This window comes from Salegentibacter echinorum (assembly GCF_900129445.1).
Taxonomy (GTDB): Bacteria; Bacteroidota; Bacteroidia; order Flavobacteriales; family Flavobacteriaceae; genus Salegentibacter; species Salegentibacter echinorum.
This window is the reverse complement of the sequence record NZ_FQVT01000005.1, coordinates 225633-241542: the sequence shown is the minus strand read 5'-3', so window position 1 is coordinate 241542 and position 15910 is coordinate 225633. Positions and strand designations below refer to the sequence as shown.

12 protein-coding genes are annotated in these 15910 nt (G+C 39.2%); 5 read left to right on the top strand and 7 right to left on the bottom strand.

Annotated features, from left to right (window positions below; translation table 11 throughout):
• Nucleotide 1: 1 nt before the first annotated feature.
• Entirely contained in the window at nt 2-979 is a 978-nt protein-coding gene (locus BUA71_RS10560) for a M23 family metallopeptidase (RefSeq protein ID WP_072879503.1), read from the bottom strand.
• 232 nt (nt 980-1211) lie between these two features.
• Between BUA71_RS10560 and alaS the strand changes: the two genes are divergently transcribed.
• The 3 genes from alaS (at nt 1212) to BUA71_RS10545 (ending at nt 5769) form a co-directional block, all read left to right on the top strand.
• Nucleotides 1212-3842 (top strand): alanine--tRNA ligase, encoded by a 2631-nt coding sequence (gene alaS, locus BUA71_RS10555; protein WP_072879501.1) that lies wholly within the window; start codon nt 1212-1214, stop codon nt 3840-3842.
• Between the two features lie 91 nt (nt 3843-3933).
• Entirely contained in the window at nt 3934-4614 is a 681-nt protein-coding gene (locus BUA71_RS10550) for a 2'-5' RNA ligase family protein (protein ID WP_072879500.1), read from the top strand.
• Between the two features lie 186 nt (nt 4615-4800).
• Nucleotides 4801-5769: a GSCFA domain-containing protein gene (locus tag BUA71_RS10545; protein WP_072879499.1), complete on the top strand. Its 969-nt coding sequence runs from the start codon at nt 4801-4803 to the stop codon at nt 5767-5769.
• A gap of 480 nt (nt 5770-6249) precedes the next feature.
• Here the strand turns inward: BUA71_RS10545 and BUA71_RS17825 are convergent, their stop codons facing one another.
• From BUA71_RS17825 to era, 5 genes are all read right to left on the bottom strand, one after another.
• Entirely contained in the window at nt 6250-6444 is a 195-nt protein-coding gene (locus BUA71_RS17825; protein ID WP_245812570.1) for a GIY-YIG nuclease family protein, read from the bottom strand.
• A gap of 474 nt (nt 6445-6918) precedes the next feature.
• Nucleotides 6919-8226, bottom strand: a complete 1308-nt coding sequence (gene der / locus BUA71_RS10535) for a ribosome biogenesis GTPase Der (RefSeq protein WP_072879498.1) — start codon at nt 8224-8226, stop codon at nt 6919-6921.
• Nucleotides 8227-8407: 181 nt separating this feature from the next.
• Nucleotides 8408-8821 carry a putative toxin-antitoxin system toxin component, PIN family gene (locus BUA71_RS10530; protein ID WP_072879497.1) on the bottom strand — a complete coding sequence of 138 codons (414 nt, stop codon included), beginning with the start codon at nt 8819-8821 and terminating at the stop codon, nt 8408-8410.
• Nucleotides 8802-9023, bottom strand: a complete 222-nt coding sequence (locus BUA71_RS10525) for a hypothetical protein (RefSeq protein ID WP_217653614.1) — start codon at nt 9021-9023, stop codon at nt 8802-8804. The genes BUA71_RS10530 and BUA71_RS10525 overlap by 20 nt, the downstream gene beginning before the upstream one ends.
• Before the next feature lie 302 nt (nt 9024-9325).
• Nucleotides 9326-10207, bottom strand: coding sequence for a GTPase Era (era, locus tag BUA71_RS10520; RefSeq protein ID WP_072879495.1), 882 nt, complete (start codon nt 10205-10207; stop codon nt 9326-9328).
• 463 nt (nt 10208-10670) lie between these two features.
• Between era and BUA71_RS10515 the strand changes: the two genes are divergently transcribed.
• Nucleotides 10671-12212 (top strand): SulP family inorganic anion transporter, encoded by a 1542-nt coding sequence (locus tag BUA71_RS10515; protein WP_072879494.1) that lies wholly within the window; start codon nt 10671-10673, stop codon nt 12210-12212.
• 144 nt (nt 12213-12356) lie between these two features.
• The gene (locus tag BUA71_RS10510; RefSeq protein WP_072879493.1) at nt 12357-13787 is read left to right on the top strand and encodes a nicotinate-nucleotide adenylyltransferase; all 1431 of its coding nucleotides are present in this window, start codon (nt 12357-12359) and stop codon (nt 13785-13787) included.
• A 371-nt stretch (nt 13788-14158) separates the two neighbouring features.
• Here the strand turns inward: BUA71_RS10510 and BUA71_RS10505 are convergent, their stop codons facing one another.
• A complete protein-coding gene (locus BUA71_RS10505) occupies nt 14159-15898 on the bottom strand; it encodes a thiamine pyrophosphate-dependent enzyme (RefSeq protein WP_072879492.1) in 1740 nt (579 codons plus the stop codon).
• Nucleotides 15899-15910: the final 12 nt, after the last annotated feature.

Below are 15910 nucleotides of genomic sequence, written 5' to 3'. Positions count from 1 at the left end.
ATCAGTCTAAAGATTGATTTTCCTGTTGTGCTTTCTCCAGCACCTTGTCAAATTCTGCCGGGGAAAGGTGCCCATAATAGAAATTAATGGGATTTATTCGTTTATTATCTTTAAAAATCTCATAGTGTAGGTGTGGTCCCTGAGATCTTCCTGTACTGCCCACATAACCTATTATATCTCCGCGTTTAACGCGTTGTCCCCTTCTAACATTATATTTTGATAGATGGCCGTATAAGGTAGTATAACCATAATCGTGTTCTATTCTTATATGGTTTCCATATCCCGTAGATCTATTGTCGGCCCTGGCTACCCTGCCATCTCCGGTGGCGTAAACCGGGGTGCCGCGTGGAGCCGAGAAATCCATCCCCTTATGAAATTTCCTTACTTTGGTAAAAGGATCTGTACGCCAACCATAGCCCGAAGCGATCCTATTCAAATTTTCGTTTTTTACCGGTTGAATTGCCGGAATAGCCGCTAAAAGACTTTCCTTTTCCTTAGCCAGGGCAGCAATTTCGTCTAAAGACTTAGACTGCACCACCAACTGTTTAGAAAGAATGTCCATTCGTTTACTGGTTTGAATAATTAATTTTGAATTATCAAAACCTTCCAAATCTTTATAGCGGTTTATCCCGCCAAATCCTGCTTTTCTTTGCTCTTCGGGAATGGGATTTGCTTCAAAATAAACCCGGTAGATGTTGTTGTCCCGGTCTTCAACATTGGCTAAAACATTTTGAATTTGATCCATTTTTTTATTCAGCAAACCATATTGCAACTCCATATTGTGCAATTCGCGTTTTAAAGCTTTCTCCTGCGGAGTTTCAATTTGAGGAATGTTTAAATAAATCACCAATAAGATAAAGCCGGCCAGGAAAGAACCCAAAATACTCAACAGCACAATCCCAACGCGCCTGCGCTTGCGACGCTCTATTTTTCTATAGGAACCGGTTTCGCTATCGTAATAATATTTAACCTTCGACATGAGTCAAATTTATGCTATTTTTGCCAACATAACGTAGCAATTATTGTGCTAAATTCAAGTTAATGAACGTACAAAGATATGAAATTGTTGCGCCCCCAACATAAATTAAAAATTTTTAGATTAAGCAGAGAGGTGAACCCAACAGCTTAATGCCCCCAGAGCATGTGCAAAACACCGGAAAAAATACTAAATTTTATCCGTTTGCCGGTTTTGGAACCAAAAATATAAATAGATGAAATCTCAGGAAGTAAGAAGTAAGTTTTTAGAATTTTTTGAATCAAAATCCCATAAAATAGTACCCTCGGCGCCAATGGTGCTTAAAGACGACCCTACTTTAATGTTTACCAATGCCGGGATGGTGCAGTTTAAAGAATACTTTTTAGGGAACAGCAAAGCTTCTGCTTCACGGCTCACCGACAGCCAAAAATGTTTGCGGGTAAGTGGAAAACACAATGACCTGGAAGAGGTAGGGATGGATACTTACCACCATACCATGTTCGAAATGTTGGGAAATTGGAGTTTTGGCGATCCTGACAATTCTTCAGTGGGTTATTTTAAAAAAGAAGCCATAAACTGGGCCTGGGAATTACTAACTGAAGTTTTTAAAATCGCTCCGGAAGATCTTTATGTTTCTGTGTTCGAAGGCAGCAAGGAGGATAAGCTTGGTTTAGATACCGAAGCCCTGGAGCTTTGGAAAGCCATTGTTCCCGAAGAGCGAATCGTGTATGGCGATAAAAAAGATAATTTCTGGGAAATGGGCGAGCAGGGACCGTGTGGACCGTGTTCTGAAATTCATATTGATATTCGTTCTAAAGCTGAAAAAGCCAAAAAACCGGGTAAAGAACTGGTGAATGAAGATCATCCCCAGGTAGTGGAGATCTGGAATTTGGTATTTATGCAATACAACCGCAAAGCCGAAGGCTCCCTGGTAGATTTGCCGGCCAAACATATTGATACGGGAATGGGCTTTGAGCGCCTTTGCATGGTGCTGCAAGGAAAACAATCTAATTATGATACCGATGTTTTTACGCCACTAATTACCGAGCTTGAAAAAATCACTAAAAATACCTACGGAAAATCTGAAAAAACAGATATTGCCATTCGTGTAATTGCAGATCACGTGCGGGCAGTAGCTTTTTCTATTGCCGAGGGACAATTACCTTCCAATACCGGCGCCGGGTATGTAATTAGACGAATTTTAAGACGGGCCATTCGCTATGGTTTTACCTTTTTAGACACCAAAGAGGCCTTTATTTATAAACTGGTTTCGGTTTTAAGTGAACAAATGGGCGGGGCATTTCCTGAGCTGAAATCTCAAAAAAACCTTTGTGAAAATGTGATTAAGGAAGAGGAACAATCTTTCTTAAGAACTTTGGAGCAGGGACTCGTTTTACTGGAAAATATTATTGCTGAAACTAACAATAAAACGGTTTCGGGAAAAAAAGCTTTTGAACTTTACGATACCTTCGGATTTCCCATAGATCTAACCGCTCTTATTTTAAGAGAACGGGGATTTGATCTTGATGAAAAAGAATTTGAAACCCAACTGAAGGAGCAAAAAGACCGCTCCCGCGCTGCGACCCAGGTAACTGCCGGGGACTGGGAAGAAGTTAATCCTTTAAAACAGGAAGCTTTTATTGGATATGATCATTTGGAAGCCGAAGTAAACATAGCACGATACCGAAAAGTAGAAACTAAAAAAGGCGCATTGTATCAGTTGGTTTTTACGCAATCCCCTTTTTATCCGGAAGGTGGAGGACAGGTTGGCGACAAAGGATATTTGGAAGAGGCTGATGGACATAAAATTGAAATCACCGATACAAAAAAGGAGAATAACCTGATTGTACATTTTGCAAAATCACTTCCAAAAGATATGAAAGCGCCGTTTAAAGTCGTGGTAAATACTAAAAAGCGAGCTGCTGCAGCGGCAAATCATACCGCTACACATTTGCTGCACCAGGCACTTAGAATGGTGTTAGGCGATCATGTAGAGCAAAAAGGATCTCTTGTTAAAGGCGATTATTTACGTTTCGATTTTTCTCATTTTAGCAAGCTTAGTCAGGAGGAATTGTTGGAAATAGAGAACCTGGTGAATGAGCGTATTAATGAGCAGCTGCCTCTTGAGGAGCAGCGCGAAGTTCCATTTAAAGAAGCTTTGGAGCAGGGCGCAACGGCATTATTTGGTGAAAAGTATGGAGATACTGTTCGTACAATTCGCTATGGAAGTTCTATGGAATTATGCGGCGGAACCCACGTTGCTAATACTGCAGACATCTGGTATTTTAAAATCACGGCTGAAGCTGCGGTAGCTTCAGGCATTAGGAGAATTGAGGCAATTACCGGCCAGGCCGCAAAAGCCTATTTTGCAAAACAGGATAAAGTTTTGCAAGAAATTAAAGCCGAACTTAAAAACGCCAAAGATCCTGTAAAAGCGGTAAATAATCTTCAGGAGGAAAATACAGGTTTAAAAAAGCAGGTGGAAGCCTTGTTAAAAGATAAAGCCAAAAACCTTAAAAACGAATTGAAGTCTGAAATTTCAGTAATAAACGGGGTGAATTTTCTTGCTAAAAAAGTAGATTTGGATGCCGCAGGTATAAAAGATCTCGCTTTCCAGCTGGGAAATGAGTATGATAACCTCTTTCTGCTATTTGGAACCGAACAAAAAGGAAAGGCGCTGTTAAGTTGTTACATCTCAAAAGAACTGGTGGCCGAGAAAGAACTTCACGCCGGGAAAATTGTAAAAGAGCTGGGCAAACACATTAAGGGTGGAGGCGGCGGCCAACCGTTTTTCGCCACTGCCGGTGGAAAAAATCCAGCCGGAATCGAAAATGCATTGCAAGCTGCGATTACTTTTGTGAAATAATTTGACATTCTAAATTATTACCGAAATATATCTGCAGGGTTTTTAGGATTTATGGTGTGGCATCGCTTTGAAAGGTAGAGGGAAATAAAAAATGAATCTTACTGAACGATATAATGAACTTTATAGAAGTTCAACCAGAAAAATAAAAAATGGAGCTTATCAAACTGATTTATTGATTGACTCTGTAAATGATAGAAGATTCGGAATAGCTTTATTGATAAGGCCTCCCGAAAATATAAATGAAAAAATTCAATTGTTCCTGGATGAATTAAAACAAGTTGAACCATCACAATATTATTATCCAAATTCAGATATTCATATCACAGTAATGGCTATTATTCCATGTTATGAAGGTTTTCAACTAGATCAGGTTTCTATTCCCGGTTACATCGAATTGGTTCAGGAAAGTTTAAAGGAAATTGAAAGATTTGGAATAAAGTTTAAAGGAATTACAGCTTCTGAAGCCGGAATAATGATTCAGGGTTTTCCGGAATATGATATTTTAAACAATCTTAGAAATAGCCTGAGAACAAATTTTAAAAATTCAAATTTAGAACAATCTATTGACAAAAGATATACTATTCAAACCGCTCATTCCACAGTTGTTAGATTTAGAAGAAAACTTCAAGATAAAAATGAGCTTTTAGAAATTCTTGAACGCAATAGGAACTCTTGTTTTGGAAGTTTTGAAATAAATGAATTAGAATTGGTTTTTAATGATTGGTATCTAAGGGAAGGAAAATCAAAATTGCTGAAAAAATTTAGCATATAGCAATGCAGGGCAATATTGGTTATAGCAAATAACAAGCATCCTGAAAATGATTATTTTGAAGCCAAACTTGCTTTCTAATTCTCACTATTTACGTAAACCGTAAACGAAAAATTAGAAAAGTGAAAACTTAAGGTGTTTAGGTAATATAAAAAGGATTAATCTAAGGATTGTCCACAATTATGATTTATGGATTTTAGAACCAGCATCCCAATCCCAAAGGCAACCCCGAAAATCACTTACGATTCCCGGGTTTTTCTTGTGGGATCCTGTTTTGTGGAAAATATGGGAAAAAAACTGGATTATTATAAATTCTCACATTTACAAAATCCTTTCGGGATTTTATTTCATCCGGCGGCGATTTCAAAATTCTTTAAAAATATAGCTGAAAATCGGGTTTATACCGAAAGTGATATTTTTTGGTCTAATGAACAATGGCATTGTTTTGATGCGCATTCTTCCTTAAGCCATTCAGAAAAACGGATATTTCTGAAGGATTTAAACACAAGATTGGAAGATGCCGGGAGTTTTCTTCAGGAGACCACACATTTAATTATCACGCTGGGCACGGCCTGGAGTTATTTTCATGTGGAAACCGGGCACATGGTTGCTAACTGCCATAAAATTCCGCAGAAATTTTTTAAAAAAGAATTACAGTCAGTCGAGGATATAGAAGTTTCATTGAATAATATTATTTTATCTCTGAAAGAAATTAATCCGGAAATTACAGTGATTTTTACAGTTTCCCCGGTGCGACATCTTAAAGACGGATTTGTAGAAAATCAACGTAGCAAGGCGCATTTAATTACTGCGATTCACAACTTATTAGAAAGTAGAGAGTCAATTCTCCCTTTAGGGATTAAGGGGGTTTATTTTCCCGCTTACGAATTGATGATAGATGAGTTACGGGATTATCGTTTTTATACCGGGGATATGTTGCATCCTTCTGCCACAGCGATAGATTATATTTGGAGCCGCTTTGTAGAAACCTGGTTCTCTCAAGAAGCGATGCAGCTGTTAAGCAAGATCGAAACCATTCAGAAAGGCTTATCGCACCGTCCTTTTAACCCTGACTCTGCTGCACATCTTAAGTTTTTAAAGAAATTGGAACAAGAAATTAGCGAGCTTCAAAAACAACATCCAGGGATTAGGTTTTAGTTGTGATTTGTTGAAGTTTGGCTTCGTAAATCATTCCGTCAGACTGAGCCTGTCGAAGTCTGTTTTGGTGAACCATTTCGTCAGGCTGAGCACTTCGATAAACTCAGCACCGGCTTGTCGAGGTCCTGGTTTTTAAATTTCCCAAGGTGTTAAGTTTTTGGACGAGCTAAAGTTGATTGGATTATATGGTAAGAACAAACTTAGGTAACTAAGCGCTTCGACAGGCTCAGCGTGACTGATTGGCGAGCATTTACGTCAAGCTGAACACTTCGAAACTCAGCACAGGCTTGTCGAAGCCTTGGTAATTAATTACCCCATATAATGTTAAGCATTTCGTCAGGCTCAGCGTGATAGTAACCAATTTTATTATACCGAAGGCTTACCGTTCTCGGTATAATTTTTCGAATATTCGATTAGCTTTTCCCAGTTTTCTTCGATTAAGGCTTTTTTTTCTTTCGGCTCCAACCTTTTAGCTGCTTCTCAAAGTGAAAAGCCGAAAAAAGAATCAGTAAACTGTTCAAACCATTCTAAAACAACAGGTTTTCTTTTATAAGTATATGCAGATTTATAAAGTCCGTCGTTATGCTCATCAATCCTTTTACGTAAATTTGAAGTAACGCCTATATAAAAGGAGTCATCTTTACACTGAACAATATAGACATAGAAAGGTTTCATGTTTCTAAGTTATTGAAATTGATTGTTTTATGGTTTTAATGAAGAAGTTATTTTAAAAAATATGATTAATTTTTATCGGCGTTTCATAAGCAATAGGTCTCCCGGTTAGCTAAAGAACAAATTTTGTAGTAACTAAGCGCTTCGACAGGCTCAGCGTGACTTTTGTAGTAACTCTAACCTTATTAAACTGTGCGTATCTATAAGTTTAGCACAGGTCTGATGAATTCGGGTTTGGTGAACTATTCCGTCAGACTGAGCTTGTCGAAGTCCTGGTCTTTGAACCTTTCGGGATGTTACGTTTTTGTAAAAGCCAAGTGTGATTCGGATAAAAAAGAACAAACTTTTTGGTAAATGAGCGCTTCGACAAGCTCAGCGTGACGTATGGGTGAAAGTCTCACGTCAGGCGGAGTAACTTCGAAAAAAAACAAGCATTGTTGTAAACAGGTGCTTCAACAAACTCAGTGTGACCCCTGTTTATTTCTTCCTAAAATACACCGAAATTGGTACCCCCGAAAGGTCGAATTCTTTTCTTAACTTATTTTCTATATAACGTTTATAAGGATCTCTTACGTATTGTGGTAGGTTACAGAAGAATGCAAACTGCGGTTGTGGCGTGGGCAATTGCATACAGAATTTTATCTTTACATATTTGCCTTTGTAAGCCGGGGGCGGGTTTTGCTCAATAATGGGTAGCATAATATCATTGAGTTCGCGCGTTTTTATTTTTGTGCTACGGTTTTCAAAAACCTTTACTGCAGTTTCTATCGCTTTAAAAATGCGCTGCCTAGTTAAAACCGACATAAAAATAATAGGTACATCGGTGAAAGGCTCTATCTCCCTTTCTATCATTGCTTTATAGTCGCGCATGGTATTGGTTTGCTTATCTTCTACCAAATCCCATTTATTTACCAAAATAACGATACCTTTTCGGTTTCGCTGGGCCAACCAGAAAATATTTTGCACCTGCCCGTCAAAACCACGGGTAGCATCTAGAATAAGCAAGCAAACATCGCTGTTCTCTATAGCGCGAACGGAACGCATTACCGAGTAAAACTCCAGGTCTTCCTTAACCTTCGATTTTCTTCTAATCCCCGCAGTATCCACCAGGTTAAACTCAAACCCAAACCGATTGTATTTGGTGTCCATCGCATCGCGGGTGGTTCCCGCAACATCGGTAACGATATAACGTTCTTCCCCAATAAGCGCATTTATAAAAGAGGATTTCCCGGCGTTTGGACGACCTACAACGGCAAATCTTGGTAATTCTGTTTCTTCTTCCGCTTTCTGCTCGGGGAGTTTTTCTATAAGCGCATCTAATAAATCTCCGGTTCCGCTGCCATTGGTGCTGGCAATAGGAAAATACTCTCCCAAACCAAGTGAATAAAATTCTACAGCATTCTCCAGGCGCTTGTTGTTATCTACTTTGTTTACAGCTAAAAGTACAGGTTTGTCAACTTTTCTAAGTAAAACAGCCACTTCCTCGTCCATTGGGGTTACGCCACTTTCTACATCTACCATAAAAATAATGGCATCGGCTTCATCTACTGCAAGTTCTACCTGTTTATCTATTTCGGCTTCAAAAATATCGTCGCTGCCTTTTACATAGCCACCGGTGTCAATAAGCGAGAAACTACGCCCATTCCAGTCAGATTTCCCATAATTTCTATCACGGGTTACTCCACTTACGGAATCTACAATGGCTTCCCGGCGCTGGATTAAACGGTTAAAAAAAGTAGATTTACCTACATTTGGTCTTCCTACAACGGCTACAATATTGCCCATAAAATTTTATTCTTAAATCAGGTTGCAAAATTAGTGTAAAAAATTGGGTTTTAGACCTCATATTAAAAATCGAAGTTTTCTGAGAACTCCTGGATTTTTTATTTGGAAAAAAATAACGAAAAAGTCTTCCTAAAATAGTGAATTCAGGACTTAAAAACACAGTTTAACTTTAAAAATATATTTAAAACTCCTCAAAGTAAGTTTTTATCGTTTGGATTTTGGTATATTCTAATTCTTCTAAAATTAAAAGGTCTTTGTCGCCAGTTAGAAGATGAGTCGCTTTTCCAGCAATAGCGAGCGAAAGAAGAAAATTATCTTTAGGGTCACGACAAATTTGCACCGATTTTTTAACATTTATAAAAACTGCTTTAGATTTTATTTCTTTCATTAAGAGTTGAAGATCAGGTATTGAAAAATATTTTTCGAATTTAGGTCGTTTAGCAACTTCAATAAACTCATCTAATAATTCCTGACTGAACAATAGTTTGATTTCCTTGTTTTTAAGTAAGATGTCCATTTTAGAAAAATCCCTCGTCAACAGAAAACTTATCCAAAGATTTGTGTCCAGGATTATTCTATGGTTGGTTTTTTTCATATCGTTCAGATCTAACCTCTTCAACTTCTCGGGTTATTTCCTCTAAAGTTGGTGGCTTGGAAGCTGCCTTATCCCTAAAGCGGTTTACAGCCGAAAGAAAAGGATCAGTAGGAGTTTCAGAAATAGAAATAAGTTCTAATTCTGCAAGATTCCTTAGTAACTTTTCAGCTTTTGGGTTCAGTATTTTTACTTGATAGGTCATTATAAACTAAATATACGACTTTTTAATAAAGAAAAGCTCAAATTTGGTTGTGGCTAATCTATTTAAAATAACAGGTGGTTTTTATTTGTAAATACTGGATTTTTAGGATGTAGGATTCCACTCGCTAAAAGTCTTAAACCTGTCGCAAAGCACACCAATACATAATTTGTTGAAAATAAAAAGGCCACAAACACTCCAAAACTCCAGGAGCATCTTTGTATATCCTGGTGTTTTCTTGTCTTAGTGGCTAAATATTTTAAGCGTTATACAAATTAAAAAGCCTTCAATGATTTCTGAAAATTTTACTCATTATATCCAAAACGTTTAAGCTGGTTTCGATCGCTACGCCAGTTTTTGTTCACTTTTACGTAGAGTTCTAAGTGCACCTGTTTTCCGAAGAATTTTTCAAGATCTTTTCGCGCTTCCACGCCAACCCTTTTTAAAGCGCCACCTTTATGGCCTATAATAATGCCTTTTTGTGTATCCCGTTCTACCATGATCACACTGCGCATTTTAATGATCTTTTCCTCTTCAAAAAACTCCTGGGTATCTATTTCTACGGAATATGGAATTTCCTTTTTATAATGCATCAGGATTTTCTCCCTAATAATCTCATTCACAAAAAAGCGTTCTGGCTTGTCGGTTAAGGTGTCTTTGGGATAAAAGGCCGGCGACTCTGGTAAAAGCTCGATGATACGTTTAAAAACTTCAGCAACATTAAAACCTTCCAGGGCCGAAACCGGAAAAATTTCAGCATTAGGCACTTTTTCCTGCCATAGTTGTACCTGCGCTTCCAGTTCCTCCTGGTTGGATTTATCAATTTTATTCAGCAATAAAAGAACAGGGATTTCAGCATTGATTATTTTATTAAAAAAAGCTTCATCTTTAAGTTCCTTTTCGCCAATTTCTACCATATAAACCAATACATCGGCATCTTCAAAAGCAGATTTCACAAAGCCCATCATAGATTCCTGCAACTCATAAGCCGGCTTAATAATACCCGGGGTGTCACTTAAAATTGCCTGGAAATCTTCACCGTTTACAATGCCTAAAATCCTGTGTCGCGTCGTTTGAGCTTTGGAAGTGATGATGGAAAGCCTTTCACCAACAAAAGCATTCATTAAGGTAGATTTCCCTACGTTGGGGTTACCAATTATATTTACAAATCCTGCTTTATGTGCCATTTTTGATAAAATTTTGATTACAAAGATACGGGGAATCGATAATAATTAAACTGTAAAATTCAGGAAAAAGGAAAAAGACAAGAGAACAGAGAGGAAAGACAAAAGAAACAAGAGTCAGGGGAATAGAAATAAGATTTAAGAGACAAGAATTTAAATGCAGGATGCGTTAGTTTTTTTTCTTACAACCGACCTTTCAGGTAGAGGTTTGTTAGCTTTACCGGAAAATATTGATTATTAAATTGACAATCAGTGTTCTTCAAATTGTTATTTCCGTAAAAATTATCATATAACCAGCCCCGGACTTTTCTATTAAAAAAAAATAACTAATTTTGCCGGCGCTTATGGAACGAGTAAAACGCATACAATCAGCTCCAATTACCCTGCCCTAAATTGCTAAAATTTAATACTTAAGCCGTTTAAGGCAATTAAAAAACTCTCCCAAACCTCATTAATAAATAGTTGAATGAAAAAGATTTTTAACCTGTTTGATTTTTCACAAAAGGTAAATTATAAAAACGAAATTCTCGCTGGTCTTACAGTGGCCCTGGCGTTAATTCCAGAGGCGGTAGCTTTTGCTATTATCGCCGAGTTATCGCCATTAACGGGATTATATGCTGCTTTTGTGATGGGATTGGTTACTGCTATTCTTGGAGGAAGGCCGGGAATGATTTCCGGGGCTACCGGTGCCGTGGCGGTGGTGATTGTAGCACTTTCGGTCTCTCATGGACCAGAATATGTTTTTGCTACCGTTATTTTAGCAGGGCTAATTCAAGTACTCGCCGGTGTACTAAAACTTGGGAAGCTTATACGGCTGGTGCCGCATTCGGTGATCTTTGGTTTTGTTAACGGACTCGCCATAATTATTTTCACCTCACAATTGGTTCAATTTAAAGCGTCCAATGAAAACGGGGAACTGGAGTGGATGACGGGAGCGCCAATGTACACTTTTCTAAGCCTGGTGGTAATTGCTATTCTTATCATTTGGTTATTGCCAAAACTTACCAAAATTATTCCGTCTTCCCTGGCAGCGATCTTAGTGGTTTTTGGACTCGTGCTGGGGCTTGGCCTGGAAACTAAAACCGTTGGGGATATCGCTTCCATTAGTGGCGGATTTCCTCCTTTTCATATTCCAATGGTGCCTTTTACTTTAGATAATTTTATGCTTATTCTACCCTATGCGGGGATTATGGCCGGGGTAGGACTTATTGAAAGCCTGCTTACCTTAAATATTGTTGATGAAATTACCGAAACCCGTGGTAGTGGTAATAAAGAATGTGTAGCGCAGGGAACTGCCAATGTGCTTTCAGGGTTTTTCTCTGGAATGGGGGGATGCGCTATGTTGGGACAAAGTTTAATTAATGTATCTTCTGGCGCCCGGGCCAGGCTTTCGGGAATTGTGGCTGCTGTAATGTTGCTGGTATTTATCATGTTTGGGGCAGATCTTATCGAAAAATTGCCTATGGCCGCCCTTACCGGGGTAATGATTATGGTTGCCGTAGGCACCTTTGAGTGGGCCAGCTTAAAAACCTTTAGAAGAATGCCAAAATCTGATATTTTAGTGATGGTTTTGGTGACTTTAGTTACGGTAGTTCTTCACAATCTCGCCTTAGCAGTATTGATAGGGGTAATTATCTCTGCCCTGGTTTTTGCCTGGGACAACGCCAAGCGTATTAGGGCCAGAAAGCGAATTGATGATGATGGGATTAAACATTACGAGATCTATGGTCCGCTGTTTTTTGGTTCGGTGCAGGCTTTTAATGAAAAGTTTGATGTTCTAAATGACCCTGAAGAAGTTATTATCGATTTTTCTGAAAGTAGGGTGGTGGATATGTCTGGAATTGAAGCGCTCAACAAGCTTACCCAGCGCTATAGCAAACAAGGCAAAACTTTGCATCTTAGATATTTAAGCGAAGATTGCCGCAACCTGCTTCAAAATGCCGATGCAATTATTGAAGTAAATATCCTGGAAGATCCTTCTTATAAAGTAGCGGTGGATAAAGCTTAAATTGGTGAGGCTATATTTTTAAGGGTTTTTGGGAGTAATGATCTTAAGGTTTTTGACCGTTCTCTAAAGTTATTAATGTTTCAATAAATTTCCTTAAAAAGCAAGCTAAGTTTTATAACTTTATGCTTCACAAAAAAGAGCAGTATGTCTGTTACAGTAGAAGGAGAAAAGAATTTTGAGGAAGTAACCTCTATTCAAAATAAAGCGATTCGGCTTAATTTGAATGAAAATATCTACGGAACTTTCGCAGAAATAGGTGCCGGCCAGGAAACTGTTCGGCATTTTTTTAGAGCCGGAAACGCCTCTGGTACGGTTGCAAAAACCCTAAGTGCTTACGATAAAGATTTTAGTGATGCCATTTATGGAATTGAAGATGACGGCCGTTATGTGACCGAAGCCAGGTTAACTACCATGATGCGCTATGAAACGGGGCTTATTGAAGAACGAATCTCCCGGCTTAAACATCCCAATAAATTATTTTTTAGTTATGCCAATACTGTGGCAACAATAGATTGGGCAAAAAAGTATAAAGGTCACGGTTGGTTGGGTATAAGATTTCAAACAAAACCCAAAGAAGATTACAGTGAGATCATATTACACGTGCAATTTCACGAGAATAATGCCGGTCACCAACAGATAAGTTTGGGGACTATGGGTGCCAATCTTATCTACGGGGCATTTTATCATCATGACGATCCTAAATATTTGCTCAAACAATTATACGATCACCTAAGTACCGATAAAATTGAAATTGATGCGATTAACTTTACGGGCCCCGCGTTTACCCAGGTAGATAATAGGTTAATGAGTCTCGAGTTGGTGAAAAAAGGAATCACCCAGGCGGTAATGTTTGCACCAAATGGAAATAATGTACTACCTGCCAGTATTCTTTACAAACGCAATATTTTAACCTTGCGAGGCAGTTTTAGACCGGTAACCCGGGTGAATATGGCGATGTATAAAAAATCACTAAAGCTGTTTCTAAATGAACGAAAGGTTGATAAAGAAAAGGCAGTTGTTATTTTTGAAATCACCTTATCTAATTTAAAAGGAGAAGGGGAGATAGACGAACAGGATTTTTTAGATCGCGCCGATTTGCTTGGTTCCTTGGGACAAACGGTAATGATTTCCAATTTTCAGGAGTATTATACCGTGGTAGAGTATTTTTCTCAACACACCAAGGAGCGTATGGGCTTGACCATGGGGGTAAGCACCTTAAAAGATATTTTTGACGAGCGATATTATAGACATCTTAGCGGTGGAATTTTAGAAGCTTTTGGGAAGCTGTTTTTTAAAAGCTTAAAGATTTACCTGTATCCTTCTAAAGATGAAGAAACCGGCGAGATTATTACCAGTGAAAACCTAAAAGTACATCCCAGGATGCAGGAACTTTATCAGTATTTTAAAGACAATGGCCGGGTTGTGGATATTGCAGATTACGATCCTGAAACTTTAGATATTCACTCCAGGTTAGTTCACCAAATGATTAAAGAAGGCAAACCAAATTGGGAATCCATGCTCCCTGAAAATACCGCTAAAATGATCAAGGAAAAGGGATTGTTTAAAGGGAAGTAAAGGTTCTGCCGGGTTATTCGATAAATCCAGCCCGGGCTGGTAGGACCAGAACGTCAGACTAATAGCTTGTCGAAGCACTTAATTACTATAAAGTTTGTTTTCTGATTAACTCAACCACGCTTAGCTATTCAAAAAATTTAACATCGCTGAAGGTTAAAAGAACAGAACTTCGGCAGGCCTATACTGAGTCTATCGAAGTGCTCAGTTTGTCTTTATGATTTACAAAGCGACTTCGACAGGCTATTAGCATGACCCTGGTTTAACAGAGAACAGAACTTTGGGTTAACAGTTGCTTCGACAGGCTCAGCATGACACAATTCGCCAAGATCAACGTAACATGCTTACCCTAACTTGATGTGAGCTTATAATTATTAAAACAACTCCCGTAAATATTTGTAATTAGATTTTGCGGCGTCTATCACCTCGGCAGATCTTCCGTTAAGCATAAGTTTCCCCATGCTTTCAGCAAAACCTTTTAGCTGCTCAAATTCTATTTTTGGTGGCATGGCCAAAGCTTCAGGATCGGTGTATATATTAATAAGCGCAGGTCCTTTGTGAGCAAAAGCAGCTGCTAAAGCTCCCTGTACTTCGTTAGACTCTTTGGCTTCCCAGGCTTTGATATTCATAGATTCGGCCAGTTTTTTAAAATCGGGGTTGTGCATATCGGTTTGCCAATCTGGATATCCGGCTACTTCCATTTCCAGTTTTACCATACCCAATGCCCTATTGTTAAAAATCACAATTTTCGCAGGAATTTGATATTGGCTAATCGTCATTAGATCTCCCAAAAGCATGGTAAGCCCACCGTCCCCACATAAAGCAATCACCTGCCTATCGGGGTGTCCCAGTCCCGCACCAATTGCCATGGGCATTGCGTTTGCCATAGACCCGTGGTTAAAAGAACCGGTGAGATAGCGATTAGTCTTTCCTTTTAGATAGCGTGCCGCCCACACGGCAGACATCCCGGTATCTACCGTGAAAATAGCATCATTGGTGGCCAGTTGGTCAATTAAAGAGGCCACATATTCAGGGTGGATTTTTTTATTCTCACTTTTTCCCTGTACATAGCTCTCATAATCTTTTTCATTCTCACGGTGTAGCTGCTGCATTTCCTCGAGGAAAACCTTAGATTTCTTTTCATTTACCTTCGGAAACAGCGCCTGTAGCGTATCTTTTATGCTTCCGTGGTAACCGTAATCTACCTTTGCTCGCCGGCCAATACGCTCGGGCTTTAAATCGATTTGTACAATGGTATTTTTCTCCGGCAGGAAATCAGAATACGGAAAATCGGTGCCTAGCAAAAGCAATACATCTGCATCGTGCATCGCTTTAAAGCCAGATTTCATACCCAACAAGCCGTTTAACCCTACCCGGTATGGATTATCTGTTTTATCGAAGAAAATTTTCCCGCGGAAGCTAAAGCCCATTGGCGCATTTAGTTTCTTACAAAGCGCCCGTACTTCATTTTGTGCGTCTTTACAGCCGTGACCGCAAAAAAGCATCACTTTTTCATTGTTATTGATGACCTCGGCAAGTTCTTCCAGCTGCTCTTCCCGGGGAAGCACTTTCGCATTGCTGTAGTAATTTTTATGAGAAGTGGTAATGGTCTGGGTTTCGGCTGAAGAAACATCGCCGGGCAATCCTACCACGCCAACTCCTTTTTGCTGAATCGCCGACTGGATAGCCGATTGTATGCCGTGAATGGCCTGCTGCGGGGTGTTGGCCATAAAGCAATATTTACTACAGTCATCAAAAAGCTTAGTCACATTGGTCTCCTGAAAATTATCGGTGCCCAGTTTATTAGTCTCAACCGTGGTGGCGATGGCGATCACGGGATTTCCGGCGCGGTTGGCGTCGTAGAGTCCGTTTACCAAATGCACATGCCCGGGTCCGCTACTGCCCATACAGCAGCCAATTCCATCTAGTTCGGCATCCATGGAAGCGGCATAAGCACCTGCTTCTTCGTGGCGAACGTGAATCCATTGCAATCTGCCATCCCTGCGAACGGCATCATTTACCGGGTTCAAACTATCACCGGTAACCGCATAAACACGTTTTACCCCGGCATTCACCAACATTTTTACTAACTCATCTGCGACTGTATGTGCCATAATTTTTTCGAT